The 14,616-nt window shown below is 43.7% G+C and carries 14 protein-coding genes and 3 tRNA genes; 13 read left to right on the forward strand and 4 right to left on the reverse strand.

What is annotated here, in order from left to right; translation table 11 throughout:
- Positions 1 to 66: 66 nt before the first annotated feature.
- Positions 67 to 312, reverse strand: coding sequence for a hypothetical protein (locus tag ACE1CD_RS36220; RefSeq protein ID WP_374791882.1), 246 nt, complete (start codon positions 310 to 312; stop codon positions 67 to 69).
- Between the two features lie 93 nt (positions 313 to 405).
- Between ACE1CD_RS36220 and ACE1CD_RS36225 the strand changes: the two genes are divergently transcribed.
- Both ACE1CD_RS36225 and ACE1CD_RS36230 read left to right on the forward strand, forming a co-directional pair.
- A complete protein-coding gene (locus ACE1CD_RS36225; protein WP_374791880.1) occupies positions 406 to 744 on the forward strand; it encodes a hypothetical protein in 339 nt (112 codons plus the stop codon).
- A gap of 160 nt (positions 745 to 904) precedes the next feature.
- A complete protein-coding gene (locus ACE1CD_RS36230; RefSeq protein ID WP_374791878.1) occupies positions 905 to 1,168 on the forward strand; it encodes a hypothetical protein in 264 nt (87 codons plus the stop codon).
- A gap of 9 nt (positions 1,169 to 1,177) precedes the next feature.
- Here ACE1CD_RS36230 and ACE1CD_RS36235 read toward each other — a convergent pair whose 3' ends face one another.
- Positions 1,178 to 1,402, reverse strand: a complete 225-nt coding sequence (locus tag ACE1CD_RS36235) for a hypothetical protein (protein ID WP_374791876.1) — start codon at positions 1,400 to 1,402, stop codon at positions 1,178 to 1,180.
- On the reverse strand, positions 1,399 to 1,575 hold the full coding sequence (locus ACE1CD_RS36240) for a hypothetical protein (protein ID WP_374827839.1): 177 nt from the start codon (positions 1,573 to 1,575) through the stop codon (positions 1,399 to 1,401). The genes ACE1CD_RS36235 and ACE1CD_RS36240 overlap by 4 nt, the downstream gene beginning before the upstream one ends.
- Before the next feature lie 167 nt (positions 1,576 to 1,742).
- Here ACE1CD_RS36240 and ACE1CD_RS36245 point away from each other — a divergent pair, with 167 nt between their 5' ends.
- The 11 genes from ACE1CD_RS36245 to ACE1CD_RS36295 all read left to right on the forward strand — a co-directional run bounded on the left by ACE1CD_RS36245 (position 1,743) and on the right by ACE1CD_RS36295 (position 14,174).
- Positions 1,743 to 4,976 carry a WGR domain-containing protein gene (locus ACE1CD_RS36245; RefSeq protein WP_374827840.1) on the forward strand — a complete coding sequence of 1,078 codons (3,234 nt, stop codon included), beginning with the start codon at positions 1,743 to 1,745 and terminating at the stop codon, positions 4,974 to 4,976.
- Between the two features lie 83 nt (positions 4,977 to 5,059).
- Positions 5,060 to 5,284 carry a type II toxin-antitoxin system HicA family toxin gene (locus ACE1CD_RS36250; RefSeq protein WP_374827841.1) on the forward strand — a complete coding sequence of 75 codons (225 nt, stop codon included), beginning with the start codon at positions 5,060 to 5,062 and terminating at the stop codon, positions 5,282 to 5,284.
- Entirely contained in the window at positions 5,284 to 5,508 is a 225-nt protein-coding gene (locus ACE1CD_RS36255) for a type II toxin-antitoxin system HicB family antitoxin (RefSeq protein ID WP_374791868.1), read from the forward strand. The genes ACE1CD_RS36250 and ACE1CD_RS36255 overlap by 1 nt, the downstream gene beginning before the upstream one ends.
- Before the next feature lie 123 nt (positions 5,509 to 5,631).
- Positions 5,632 to 7,275 carry an SWIM zinc finger family protein gene (locus ACE1CD_RS36260; protein WP_374827842.1) on the forward strand — a complete coding sequence of 548 codons (1,644 nt, stop codon included), beginning with the start codon at positions 5,632 to 5,634 and terminating at the stop codon, positions 7,273 to 7,275.
- 833 nt (positions 7,276 to 8,108) lie between these two features.
- Positions 8,109 to 9,020 (forward strand): hypothetical protein, encoded by a 912-nt coding sequence (locus tag ACE1CD_RS36265; RefSeq protein WP_374791864.1) that lies wholly within the window; start codon positions 8,109 to 8,111, stop codon positions 9,018 to 9,020.
- An 86-nt stretch (positions 9,021 to 9,106) separates the two neighbouring features.
- The gene (locus ACE1CD_RS36270) at positions 9,107 to 10,507 is read left to right on the forward strand and encodes a reverse transcriptase family protein (protein ID WP_374827843.1); all 1,401 of its coding nucleotides are present in this window, start codon (positions 9,107 to 9,109) and stop codon (positions 10,505 to 10,507) included.
- 784 nt (positions 10,508 to 11,291) lie between these two features.
- Positions 11,292 to 11,361: transfer RNA gene (locus ACE1CD_RS36275), tRNA-Ala, on the forward strand.
- A 3-nt stretch (positions 11,362 to 11,364) separates the two neighbouring features.
- A tRNA-Met gene (locus ACE1CD_RS36280) sits at positions 11,365 to 11,440 on the forward strand.
- Between the two features lie 27 nt (positions 11,441 to 11,467).
- A tRNA-OTHER gene (locus ACE1CD_RS36285) sits at positions 11,468 to 11,541 on the forward strand.
- A gap of 452 nt (positions 11,542 to 11,993) precedes the next feature.
- On the forward strand, positions 11,994 to 12,596 hold the full coding sequence (locus tag ACE1CD_RS36290; RefSeq protein WP_374791860.1) for a YdeI family protein: 603 nt from the start codon (positions 11,994 to 11,996) through the stop codon (positions 12,594 to 12,596).
- A 9-nt stretch (positions 12,597 to 12,605) separates the two neighbouring features.
- Positions 12,606 to 14,174 (forward strand): slipin family protein, encoded by a 1,569-nt coding sequence (locus tag ACE1CD_RS36295; protein ID WP_374827844.1) that lies wholly within the window; start codon positions 12,606 to 12,608, stop codon positions 14,172 to 14,174.
- A 69-nt stretch (positions 14,175 to 14,243) separates the two neighbouring features.
- Here ACE1CD_RS36295 and ACE1CD_RS36300 read toward each other — a convergent pair whose 3' ends face one another.
- Complete coding sequence (locus ACE1CD_RS36300; RefSeq protein ID WP_374827845.1) at positions 14,244 to 14,534, reverse strand: hypothetical protein; 291 nt, start codon at positions 14,532 to 14,534, stop codon at positions 14,244 to 14,246.
- Positions 14,535 to 14,616 lie beyond the last annotated feature (82 nt).

The raw sequence follows: 14,616 nt of genomic DNA on the forward strand, positions 1-14,616 counted from the left end.
TATACAAGAACCCCCGCTTCTGTTTGGTTGGAAGCGGGGGTTAGAAGGCTTTGGGTTCTTCTTGTTCTATATAGGTACAGCTATTCGTCTGTACCCCCCGCTTCGTCTGCTTGAATCTGCACCTGGATTAGGTTGATGATTGGCGATCGTATAATCGTCTTCTCTCTCTTTTATTTTTTCTCCTAATCCATCAATACTCCTAAACAGGCAATCCACGCCAATAGCCCCGCCTAAGCGCCATGAGGCACTTGTCCCGCCGCCGAAGCTTTGGGTGAGGGGCATTAGAGTGGATAGGGACTGTTGGAGTTTCACTGTTGTACTTGTTGAAGGCTGTTATCTGAAAATCTTACTTTTTAAATACTACACTTGTATTATAGATTTGTCCACCCATTTAGGAGAAAAATCATGCACGCCTTAACTCGGACTTCTACCACTGATATGGACGTGACCAGCATACGCTTGGAGCGAGACTTAAAGGATAGACTCAAAGAACTGGCTGGCAACCAAGGCTATCAAGCGCTTATTCGAGAAATCCTGTGGAATTACGTCCAGCAGAAATCCGGTGCCTTTAAACCGCAGTTTTCGAGGTCTGACATTCGGGCAAGCATTCCAGCGACAGCAGAACGGGAAGAACGTTGCGTTCTCACAGGTCAGTTTATCCGACCGCAAGAGCCTATGTTATTGGGACTCACGCGCCACGGAGAATTGGTTCCACTTAGCGTCGAAAGTTTGGCAGCCAGTTAAAGACAGACTTGTTGCCAGTATAACAGTAGAGCGATCGCCACGACGAGCGATCGACAGGTTTTCTAGTTTCTCCAGTTCCCAGGCAGAACCTGGGAACTAGAGTAACCTATTTAAATGAATCTCCGGCACGCTACACGAACGATAGGGGTAAATTGAAGTCGTGAAATCAACTTTATATATAACGGCAACAGTTTTGCCAGGAAACAGAATTGAAATTCAATCTCCCAACCTTTCCGTTGGAGAAACTGTCGAAGTATTTATTCTAGTTCCAGAAGCAACTCCTGATTCTGTTGAAGAACGAAATCTTTCCTTAGCACAACGTCTTGCTTTCTTAAAATTACCAATAGCCGAACGCAGAAGAATTCTCGAAAGTCAAGCTGAGACAATGCTCGCTCACTATCAACAAAACTCTGAGATGATTTGATTGGATTTGTTATATTGCTCGATCGCGCGGTTCGGAACTTTTGCGAAGATGTTGGATAAACTCAGGATAATTTTCTAAATCTTCTGCTGATTCTACAGGTGGCATTTCGACCCAGTTAGCTTCTGCGTGTAGTTTGTCTATATAAGCATAAAATGCTTCTTGGTCATCTCGATTAGCAAGAACGTAAGTTTGTAAATCTTTCTGACTCATTGCTTTAAAGTTAGGTCTATTCATCGTACATACCTCCATCTGCCATTAGGGTAGATCTCAATAATATTTTCCTCCCCAGCCAAAAAGAAAATATTGCCCGTGCGATCGTCCATCCTTACTATGTTAATAGGCAAATATCGCTTGGTGAACCAGACGCACAAATTAAAGCATTGTGTTTTCTGCTGTGGCGTGGGCATTCTTGAGACGCTTTACTTTAGTTTAACATTCCTATTTTACCAGGTCGATCGCCACATCCTTTTCACCCATTTTGCCTGAAAACTCCATTTAGTAGGTAAAGCCTCCTCAAAATATGTAAAACTAAAGAAACGAAACTTGCGATCGCAATTTGCAGGCGGTAACTACCATGCAGCTAATCAAACGAACAACCCTCCACTACCAGGAAGGAAGTTCCGATAAAGTGTACGAAGTCGATTTGTGCCAAGTTGGTGAAAACCGATATACGGTCAACTTTCGTTACGGACGCCGAGGTGCTAATCTTAAGGAAGGCGTCAAAACCGAACAAGCGGTGCCATTAGCCCAAGCACAGAAAATCTTCGACAAATTAGTTGCAGAAAAAGTTAACAAAGGCTATCGGGATGTCAGCATTGCGCCTGCGAGTCAAACGACTGCACCAAAAGCAGTTCGCCAGAAAAATCCCGATGCACGCAACCAAGCTATTTTAAACCGTTTAGCCGATCGAAATCAAAACAAATGGCCTTTAGAAAGAGCAATCTGGCGTGCAGGCGAACTGAAAATCCGCGCAGCTACACCTTTGCTTCTCCCACTTCTCGGTACTGGCGACGCCCTCAGAGATTATTGCATAGTTTGGGCTTTGGGTTGGTGCGGCGATATGGAAGTTACACCAACCCTTCAACGAATTTATAAGGATAGTAATAAACCTGACTTTGTTCGTCGCATCGCGTGGGAAGTTTTATTTAAATTTGCCGATGCAGCGACAAAGACAACAATGCGTGCTGAGAAAATAGGACAATTGCCATCAGAATTGCGCGAACTAGCTAAAAATGGCACGGCAGAAGCATTTGCAAATGCTTTGCGCGGATATTTAGAATATCGCACTAACCAACAAGTTACCGGATTTTACAGCCAAGATTACCAGCGTTTCGCCGTACTCGATCTTATCTATCAAATCGATAACGAGTTTGTGCGTCCAGTTTTATTGGAAATTTTGCAGAATGTAAGATTTTTGCCTAACACCTTTCAGCGAATTCGCCACATTTTTAAAATGGCTGAATATCGCCACGATGCAGAAGTATTCGGAATCCTGACATATCGTTTTGAAAAAGAGAAGCCAAATTACCGCAGCAATCGCTATTGGGTGAGGCTTCCCGATGGAAATTACTTAAGTAGTAATACTAGGACGTACAATCCTCAAACAAGACAATATGAAAGTTTGGGAAATCAAATCGAAGAGGAACTGAAGCGTCCTAATTGCAGGATCGCTTACAATGACAAGACACAGGGATATTTGCGGCGACGAACTTGGAAAACGCTTAAACAGTTGGGTGAGGAAGGCGATATTAACTATGTGAAAATGGCTGTTGGCGTTTTGCTACAATATTCAAATGCAGATGCTCAACCTGTTCGAGAAAACACTATCTATAGATACGATCGCACTAATAATTGGAGTCCCATCTCTTTTAAACGTATCTGGGATGGCTACGCTGGCTATCTGACATTTAACCATATCCTTTACGAAAATAGTCCGCGCTACGGATTAAAGGAAAATTCAAAGGCGTGGCGCTGTCGAAATTACAAACCGGGAGATGCAGAACCGGATGTACGAGAAGAAGCTTTTACCGAACTTTGGGAACAACAACCAGATGAACTTTTGCGTTTGCTTTTGTCAAGTAGCTGTCGTCCGGTGCATCATTTTGCAGTCAAAGCTTTGCGTGCGTGTCCGCAGTTTTGCGCTGAGTTAGATGTGGATACTGCTATTAAATTACTGAACAAGCTTTATGAGGTAACGGTAAGGTTTGGGTTTGAGATTGCGCGTAACTTATATAATTCTGCCGAACCTCAGCGGGAGTTGGTTACAGCTGTCGTAAATTGTATAGTTGGTGAAGTGCGTGCAGAGGCTTATCGCTGGATTGAAGAAGGACGCGATCGCTTTCTTTCCGATATCAATTTTATCACCAATTTAGTCACCAGCGACTACGCCGACACTCGCCAATTTGCACGCCGACTTCTCAGTTCTTCAGTCATCGGCGAAAATGCAGCGAAACTCCTAATTGCGCGAGTCATCACCGAACTTTTAGCCTTATCCCCCAACTCGGATATCAACCCTGTTCACCAAGACAACATAGGGGAAAAAGTAAAAGACATAGCCGAAACTTTGCTAACTTGCTTCACCGCACAGCTACGCACTTTGGGAATGTCGGTTATTCACGATTTGCTAGAACATCCCCAGGTAGAAATTCAAGAATTTGGCGCTCGCATTCTATTAAATCACGAAATCGCCGCCGCCGATTTGCCACCGGGATTAATCGATTCTTTGATGAATTCTCCCTACGAATCTGTACGCGGAGTCGGTATTCGTATTTTCGGTCAACTTCCCGACCCCACCTTGCTGAATCAATACTCGTTACTGGTAACAATGCTAACTCACGAATTAGCAGATATACGCAATGCAATTCGCCCGGTAGTGCGACGACTTTCGGCAGATTACCCGGACTTTGCCGCGAGATTGGCAACAGCGACGATCGATATGTTAATGGGGTCAGAAGCAAAAGAAGAAGTTCGGGTTGCGATCGTTCGCTTGTTGAAAGAAGACTTACCCGGATGGATGACAGGTGTTACCAAAGATACCGCCTTGAGATTGCTGAAAGCCAAATCTTCCGCGACTCAGGAATTAGCAGGTTATGTGCTGAGTGCAAATCGCGATAAATGGGCAAATGATTTCGAGACAATCGAGATAGTTAGACTGGCGGATAATGAAATATTGTCTGTGCGAGAAGCAGCGCGAGAAATGTTTTTGCACAACCTCAATCGCCTGCGCGGAAACGAAGAGGAAATGTTATCCGCAGTGCGAATAGTCGAGTGCAAGTGGGAGGATTCGCGAGAATTTGGATTTAGGTTATTTAACACATTCTTCACCGCCGATGATTTGACACCCAACGTTTTAGTTAGTCTCTGCGATAGTGTGCGCGAAGATGTCCGCACTTTTGGCAGAAATTTAGTGATTCGTTATTTCAATGAATCCTACGGACAAGAATATATGCTGAAATTCAGCGAACATCCCACAACAGATATGCAGATGTTTGCCACTAACTATCTGGAAAACTACGCTGTTAACAATCCCGAACGATTGCAAGAATTAAAGCCATACTTTATAACTGTACTGTCGCGTGTGAATAAAAGTCGCGTCGCCAAACAGCGCATCTTTACCTTTTTGGATAAAGAAGCGCAAAAAACAGAGGAAGCAGCGCGAGTCGTCGCCGAAATACTCACCCGACAATCAGTAACAATGGCAATTGGCGATAAAGCAATGGCAATTCAAAGTATGGTGAAAATCAAAAAAACTTATCCCCATCTTGACCTACCCATCCAAGTAAAACCCATCTCAGAAATTAGGAGATAGAAAACCTCACCCCCCGACCCCCTCTCCGCAACGGAGAGGGGGAGGAAGAGAGAGGTTGATTTTAGCGCGTCGCGATCGCACCCATGCCTAAGAAAATTCGAGAATTGAAAAGCTTGTTACTGAAAGCAGGATTTACTTACCGTTCTGGAAAGGGCAGTCATACAAAATGGTATCATCCGCTTCTACCCATACCTATTACTCTATCAGGCAATGATAGCAATGATGCTAAACCGTACCAGGAAAAAGACGTAAACGATGCGCTTGAGAGAATACAGCAAATTCAAGGAGAACAGGAGGAAGAGGAATAATGAATTATCACTATACCATAATAATTCAATGGTCAGATGAAGATAAATGTTATATCGTCAGTCTTCCTGAATGGGGAGAATTCTGCCACACACACGGAGATACATACGAAGAAGCGCTGAAAAATGCCCAAGAGGTGCTAGAACTTCTAGTAGAATCGTCATTAGAAGACGGTAAACCTCTGCCAGAACCTCAAACATTTGGAAAAACACTTCAAGTTGCTTAAAATATAGCAAACGCTAAGTTGTAATGAAAGTTCTTAATTCCGCCAAACTCAAGATTTCTAGATTCTTCTTCCCCTAGTCCCTAGCCCGACGCCCTAGCTATAACGATCGAGGAATAACAAACTATGGAAGTAAACTACGCCTACAAAGGAAATACCGCCGTAATTGACAGAGGCGATCGCACGCAGATGTCCTTCTCCCCCGACACCAAGCGCGAACCCACTTTTTTCATCGGCGAACTGCGTCAAAACATCGCTTTTCGGGAAGCAATCAGCGCCTTACACGATGTCGTCGTTTCGGATCTGCGGTTTAAACCAAAAGACAAAACCGCTTACAAAGAATGGGCGGCGAAACAGATGGAAATTGACTGGCAATTGGTAGCTGTCCAAAAGCAAGAAATTGCTAGTCGCATGAAGCAACTGCAAGAGGAACTCAAAGAACTTAACAACAACAGTTACCAGCGTCTCAAACCATATTACGATGCCAGAGATAAATTTCGCAACTATGTTTTTCAAAAGCAACTAGACCTGTATTTTTTATTCGATCCAGTCATCACCGTTCATCCCGACGAGATATTTTTTGAGTGCTTCAGCGTCGATGAATCGAGTTACGGACGTCTGGGTGCGAGTTACGAAGTCTTCAAAAATATCGACGAATTCGCCTGCGGTACAACTAACATCGATTATTCCCACGACTTGTATAACGAATTTCAGAAAATCCGCAGTTACAAGACTACTAAATTAGAAGTCGATCCGTCAGGTTTTGAAGTTCAAACTACTAACGAAGAAGCTTTCAAAGAAGTCAAAATCGATTTACCGGATAGCTGGGTCAGAGGATTTTTGCAAGTAAGTTCCGCCATGTCTTTACCAGCGACCCGATTCGATTTACACCCGATGGATATCCATAATATGTGTTTGGTTTTGCGCCGCCATAAGGAAAAGCAAGGCCCGCGCAGTATGCGGTATCATTTAAAACCAGGGGAACCAGTGCGGGTGTTTTTTGAACCGTGGAATATTGAGGTAGTTTGTCCGCGATCGCCCTACACGGGAACATCTGAACAAGTCATTCGCGTTTGGGGACGCCGCCGCCTCCTCATTCTGGAACGTCTCATCGCCGTTGCTAAAAAGTTTACCGTTCACCTACTCGGTACGGGTATGCCTTCGTTCTACGTCGCGGATTTGGGCGATATATCTTTCACCTTGGGATTGTCGGGATGGACTGCAAACGACTGGTCGCGATCGGGCAATTTTGACCTGATGACATCCCGTACAGAGGTAGACAACCTCACAAAACTCTCTATTTTCGAGATGCTGAAGCGAGATTGGTTACAAACGCCTGATTCGATCGCCAATCGCCTGAATGTCGATCGTTCTGTCGTTCTCAGCGCTCTCAGTGCTTACACGCAAGCAGGTAGTGCTATTTTTGACTTGAATAAGCAAGTATATCGAGTGCGGGAATTGAGTCGGGAACCGTTACCGATGGATAAGTTACGTTTTGCTAACGAACGTGAAGAAAAGGCATCTCGCTTCTTGAGTCAAAATGCGGTGCGGGTGACTTCCTGTACTGGCGATGCGTCTAATGTGTTGATTTTGCAAGGGAATGTTAAAGATAAGGAAAAAACTTACACTCCCTCTTTGACGATCGACTCGGATAGTCGTATCATAAATGCAGAATGTACCTGCAATTGGCATTTCCAAAATAAGCTGTTCAAAGGCCCATGCGAACACATTTTGGCTCTGCGAACTCAGCACTTACGCCAAAGCAGGTAATTTGTTGACGCGCTACGCCAGAAGGCCCAACAGCCTTGCAATCCGGGCAGTGGATCGCTGTCCTTGCGTTTAGTTCGATCGCGCATCACTAGCCCGCTCTTTACTGTGCGTAGTGTCAGGTAGTATCGCTATTACGGTTTGGTTTCGGCGAAACTAATGAGCGATACTACCTGCACTACGCTTGAGTTGATCGGTCTAGTCCTGAGATGTTTACGAAGGGGAAACCTGATGGCAGTAGCGCATTTTTTCTTTCAATTAATTGAAATAGAAAATTTGTAGGGTCGAAGCATACCCTTCGGGAACTGCTTCGCAGAATGGGCGACAATTTATCACGTAAAACCCAAAGATTTTATATCCGTAGGCGATAGCCTTGCTGAAGGCTATGCTTCGCCCTTCCCTACGCTAATAATATGGAAAAGATTGAGCGATCTCCAGAAAATTACTTTAACTGACTCTTTTTACTTTGGGCCACTTTCATAAAGCACAGGCGCAAGATTTCAGTTACAATATAAATCACTCACGCGCTATGCCATTCATGTGAAACAGCCTTGCAATTTGGACGGTGGATCGCCGTTTATGCGTTTAGTTCCAACAAGCATCACTAGCTTGCTCTTAAATGTCCGAATCTGTCACGGATTTCGTATTACAGATAGGTTTCCGTGAAACTAATGAAGAAATCCGTAACAGATTCGCTTGAATTGAGTAATCTAGTCCTGGGGTATTTACGAAGGGGCAACATTTTGGCAATAGCGCGTGAGATTTTTTAATATTGCAATTTTTGACACAATTTCGCTTTAAATTTATTAATAAGACTTATGCTGGCAAATTTGTAGATGGCAAAGGTTATGCAAAAACCGATTCGCATTCTATTGCAAACGACCATTCCCACCACAGAAGATGATTGGAGTATCGATCGCTTCTCATTATTGCGCGACTATCTCGCATCTGTCAAAGACGAAGCGGGGAACAACCTCTTCGAGGTGACGGCGCGTGACCGAGAATCAGATGCGGAAGGAAACGACCCCATTCTAAGCAACCTCGGCGAATCGAATTTCGACGAACTATGGTTATTTGCAGTCGATGTCGGTAACGGACTTACGGAAAAAGACCACGCAGGTATTGCGGCATTTCATAACCGTGGCGGCGGTCTTTTCGCAACGCGAGATCATCAGGATTTAGGTTCCTCTATCTGCACTCTTTGCGGTGTTGGGATCGCCCACTTTTTCCAAACGCGAAATTTAGACCCAGATGAATCTCGGCGTGCTAGAGACGATATTTACACCGAGAATATTTCTTGGCCGAACTATCACTCCGGACGCAATGGCGACTATCAAACAATTATCCCCGTCGCACCGATTCACGAACTATTAAAAAACCCCACATCGCCTTCGGGAATAATTGAATTTTTTCCAGCACATCCCCACGAAGGTGCAGTAGGCGTTCCCCCAGACGAAAGCAACGGTCGTGTAATCGCAATGGGGACAAGTAAAGTTTCGGGACGTGAATTTAATCTCGCCGTTGCCTTTGATTGGCCAAAAGATGCTGACGGTAACCAACTCGGTCGTGCGTTGGCTGAATCGACTTTTCACCACTTCTGCGATTACAATTGGGATGCAGATAAGGGTTGTCCCTCTTTTGTGTCAGAAGCACCCGGTAATACTATGAAGACAGAACCTCGCGCTTTGGAAGATATCAAAACTTATGTGCGAAATATAGGTTTGTGGTTGGCAAATAAAACTGTATAAGCCGAATTTCAGATTGCCAATTTACCATTTCAAATTTGCAATCTGAAATCCAAAATTTGCAATTACCTCAATCAATTACCAACAATATGACTGACCAGCCAAGAACTCGCCAAGAACTGTACGATCGCATTCGTCAAACTTCTAGAGAAGAGGTAATTCTTGAGGAAATGATTCGCCTGGGATTTTGGCCCGCCCAAGGTGAAATGCCGCAAGACCCTGCTGATGAAATTCGTCGTCGTGGGGAAATACAGAAGGAACTTAGCGACCTCTACAAACAAAATCGTCAACTCAACGATGAAAATCTTCTCAAGAAACAGTTATACAAACAACGTTTAGCAGAGTCGCGCCGCAAGCGTCAGGAAACTAAAGAAAGGCGGGAAAGGGAAAGGCTAGAACGCGCAGAAGCTTGGCGACAAAAGAAGCAGCAAGATATTGTTTATTTAGGCGATCGCGTTTCCGGCGGACTCAACTACACCGACTGCGACGAACAGCGTTTGCAAAGTTACGGCTTACCCATTTACGCTACAGCCGAACAAATTGCCACGGCGATGGGAATTACTATCGGACAATTGCGCTTTCTCGCCTTTTCTCGCAAAACATCTCCCATTTCTCACTACATTCGTTTCCGAATACCCAAAAAAACGGGAGGCGATCGCATCATTTCCGCCCCCATGCCGCGCCTCAAAAAAGCCCAACATTGGATACTTAATAATATACTCGCAAAAGTTGAATTGCACAACGCCGCCCACGGTTTTCGTCCGGGTCGTTCAATTGTTAGTAACGCCCAACCTCACATCGGTGCAGAAGTTGTAATCAACTTCGATTTAAAGAACTTTTTCCCCTCAATTTCCTATCAGCGAGTGAAAGGGCTGTTTATATCTTTGGGATATTCAGAAGCAGCAGCGACAATATTCAGTTTATTGTCTACAGAACCGGATATAGAGGAAGTAGAATTAGATGGCAAAACTTATTATGTAGCCCTGAGCGATCGCCACCTTCCCCAAGGCGCACCCACCAGTCCAGCTATTACTAATATACTCTGCCGCCGACTCGATCGCCGCCTCAGCCAAATGGCTGAAAATCTTGGTTTTACCTACACTCGTTACGCCGACGATCTCACCTTTTCAGCTTCTGGCGATCGCCGCCGTCATATTTGTAACGTACTGAGACGCACCGAATCAATAGTCGAACACGAAGGTTTTACCATCAATGAAGAGAAAACCAGAATCCTTCGCAATTCCCGACAGCAAGATGTAACTGGAGTTATAGTTAACGATAAACCCAACATTGATAAGAAAACTCTCAAACGCTTTCGAGCAACTTTATATCAGATCGAAAAAGACGGATTAGAAGGCAAACGCTGGGGTAATTCTTCAGATTTAATTGCCTCAATTCAAGGATTTGCTAACTTTGTCGCAATGGTAAATCCCGAACTCGGCGCAGAGTTTAAAGAACAGGTGAAACGCATCAGAGAAAAATATAAGTAAGGCCATATTTCTACAATTTCGATCTAGTTGGGTTATAATGAGTGGAAAGGTAAGAATACATTGTCCAAAGCAGTAGTCTGGGTTCTGTATGCCCAACTGGTACGCCGATCGTTGAATCGAGCGTATACCGCCCAGCAATATATTACTACCAGTTGAAAGTTAACTCTCTTGTTAGAGCGATCGGTGGATCGCCGATCGATAACAGGTTTACTCCTGTACTTTCCGCAAAAACTCTTTCGCCCTGAATAAGGGCACCTTGTTAGGGACAAGGCACCTTCGTAGTTACAAACTTTGGGAAAAAAGTAAGACGGAAGAAATCTGTCTTAGTTTGGCAAACTCTGCGGTGTTGGTGTTATGCTATCGTTTATCGTCCGCGATATCGGTAGTCACAGCAAAGAAGCCAGTGCAATTGTTTTCTCTCTAACTTGAGTATGTTCCTTCGTTTGACACATCCATTTCTATGGAACTGACAAACCGAACGACATATTTGAGCGCTGATATTTTTTTCTAGATTGCCTTTGGGTATTCTAGGTGAAAATTGCAGCAATCTTAATCCAGTTTTGGAGATGCAATTTGCCCGCAACTGAACTGTAAACACCTGCATTTGCAGAGTTTAAAAATAATATTATTTAGTAAACCCCTACCACTTGACATTTTTTTGTGCTACATTAAGTAGCGAGTTAGTAATACATTAACTGGCTATGGTTTGGGCTCTGTATGCCCAACTGGTGCGCCAACCTCTGAATTGAGCGTATATCGCACATTAATGCGTCACTACTCGACAGTTTGATTAGCTCAGTGGGAGAGCATCCGATCGCATCGGCAGGTCGTAGGTTCGACTCCTACATCAAACGCCCAGGAAGTTAGCTCAGTAGGTAGAGCGATTGGCTCATAACCAATTAGTCGCAGGTTCGATTCCTGTACTTTCAACCAACCCTGTCCGGGTCAAAAGACAAATTCGCGGAATAGAGCAGCCTGGTAGCTCGTTGGGCTTGTCCCCAAATGTCAGTGGTTCAAATCCACTTTCTGCCCCACCAACCCTGTCCGGGTCAAAAGACACTACTTTTGGGAAGTAGCTTTCCTCAACTTTATGACAAACTCTGCGATGTAGGTGCGTATTATCGATGGTTACTTGCTAAGCATCGATAGTAACTGTAAAGGAGCCAGTGCAATTGTTTGCTCCCTAACTTGAGTATGTCCCTTCGTTTTACCTAGCCAGTTTTCTGGAAATGGTAAAGCGAACGGCGTATTTGAACGTTGCGATCTTTTTTTGAATTACCTTCGGGTAGTTTAGAGAAAAGTAGCAGCAATCTCAATCCAGTTTTGGATCCGCAATTTGCCCGCAACTGAACTGCAAACACCTACACTTGCAGAGTTTAAAAATATAGTGTAGTATATGTATTATGCAAATCGTTGAAAAACTCAACTAGAGGTATGTTGTTGCGCTTCAGCGCCAAAGTGCAATAACATACCTAAAAAGCAAACTTTGCCTAATAACGTTCCCATTATGCAAAAATTTGATAACCAACTAGAAACATTTTATGCCACAAATGGCAAAGAATGGCGGGGCTGGTTAGAAAAAAACCATCATAGCTCTATTGGTGTATGGCTAATTTATTACAAAGTAAAAAGCGGTCAGCCAAGCATTAAATATACCGAAGCAGTCAAAGAAGCTTTATGCTTTGGTTGGATTGACAGTAAAGTTAAAGCTTTAGACGCAGAACGTTATATGCAAATATTTACTCCTCGCAAACCGAAAAGTGGGTGGTCACAATTAAATAAGCAGTATATCGAAGAATTGATCGATCGAGGTTTGATGACTGAAGCTGGCTTATCAAAAATTGCAGCCGCAAAACAAGATGGTTCGTGGAATACTCTGGATGCGATCGAAGCATTAATTATCCCAGATGACTTACAGCAAGCATTAGCAGCAAACAAAAGTGCCAATCAATATTTTGAAGCATTGAGTAAATCATCCAAAAAGAATATTCTTTTTTGGATTGCAAGTGCTAAACGTCCTGAAACAAGGTCGAAGCGAATCGAGCAAACCATAATTTCAGCAGCGCAAAACCAAAAACCCAAGTTATAAATGTAGTGAATGAGTATGTTATTCCTACTGCGAATCCCCAAATTATCTTGGCAATTTTCTATGTGGAAAACGTTTTATGTCAAACCTAACGAAATTGGCATCTTATATCACCGCAGTGATTTTAAGAAAATCTTGCAGCCCGGTACTTACACATATTTTGGTCAGCATTGGCAAGTAAAAACTTACGATCTCAACCAACCAGAGGCAAAGATTGACAACTTGGAATTATTGCTGCGAAATAATAGTTCGGAATTACAGCAATATCTCTTAGTAGTAAGGACTGCATTCAATCAAACTGCTTTAGTGCGAATCGGACAAAATTGGGTGAGCGTTTTACCCAATCAATTGCGAGCTTTTTGGCGCGGTTTTCTTGAGGTAGAGTCTCATCTTTTCAATTTGAATGAAAGCTTGGAATTACCTGCCGATTTCGTACAGCAAATACGTGGAAGTACCTTGTATGGAATCAAGAAATTCCAAATTTCAGAATCTGAAATTGGTTTGCTTTACGTGCAGAATAACTTTGTGCGATCGCTCTCACCGGGCGAGTACGCTTTTTGGGCTGTCGATCGAGATGTTACAGTCCGGAATCTCAGCCGTATTGTACCCAATCCCGGCTTTCCCTCGGAGGATGTGCTGATCGATCGACATCCTGAGTTTGTCGCGGCTTACTGCGAGATAGTTCAATTACAGAATCAGCAAGTCGCCATTGTACGCGATCGAGGTAAAGTTATCTCCATCCTACCGCCGTCTAGCCGCAAATTATTTTGGCAAGGTGTAGAAGTAGAAGTAATTGAGATCAGCACTGATGCTAAATTGCCAGCTAATTTAGTGACAGAATTAGTCTTGAATGCGCCAGAGGTAGTCCGCAATTTTTTGCATATTCGGGAAGTCCCAACACAGCATATTGGACTACTCTATATCAATCAAGAATTTCAAACACTACTACAACCTGGGATACACGCTTGGTGGATATTTGGACGCTCTTGGCAAACGGAAGCAATTGACCTCCGCTTACAAACTATGGAAGTATCCGGTCAAGATATCCTCTCTAAAGATAAAGTTCCTCTGCGCTTGAATTTAACTGCTGGTTTCCGTATAGTAGACCCATTGAAAGCCAAAAATAGCTTGTCAGATGTGGCTGCTTTCTTATACAAGGAATTACAATTTGCTTTACGGGCGGCAGTCGGCGAACGAACTCTAGATGCTTTATTGGAGGATAAAGGCGCGATCGATCGAAGCGTTGCTGAATACATTCGTCAGAAAACCGCAGACTATGGAATTGAATTTGACTCGGTTGGGGTAAAAGATATTATTCTCCCTGGTGAGATTAAGACTATTTTGAGCAAAGTTGTAGAGGCGGAAAAAGCCGCACAAGCTAACGTAGTCCGCCGCCGTGAAGAAACTGCTGCGACTCGCAGTATGTTGAACACCGCTAAAGTGATGGAAGATAATCCTGTTGCTTTGCGTCTGAAGGAGTTGGAAGTGCTAGAAAGAATTGCTGAAAAGATCGATCGAATTCAAGTTAACGGCAGCTTGGATAGCATCTTGACGGAGTTGATTCGCATCAATAGACCATAACTAGCTGAGGCAAATCAGATAAAAATACCGCATTTTATGGGCTTTTAAAGTTAACAATTAAAAACTAACTTAATTGCCATTATCCCTGTTTCTTTTCAATTCCTCCAAAGTGCGATCGATCCGATCTAATGCGGCATTTGTAGTTCTGCGGAATTCCTGTCTCGCTTCTCGTTCTTCCACTAACATTTGAGTTAGCAATGCTTGTCCTTCTCGCAAGTCTCCCACAAGGACGCGAAGGCTTTCAATCCCTTGAGTATTCCTCTCAAACGCAGAGCGAAGGTCAGCAATTCCTTGAGTGTTCGCCTCAACTATCCCTGCGAGTCGATCGAGCATTTCATCATTCCATCGTTCTGTTGCCATATTTTCTTTTCTTCCCATCTTTAATTATATTACTAACAATATACCAAATAATGACTCTTTTTTCTCGCTCCCTGGTTGTAAC

The organism is Aerosakkonema sp. BLCC-F183 (assembly GCF_041929145.1).
Lineage (GTDB): Bacteria > Cyanobacteriota > Cyanobacteriia > Cyanobacteriales > Aerosakkonemataceae > Aerosakkonema.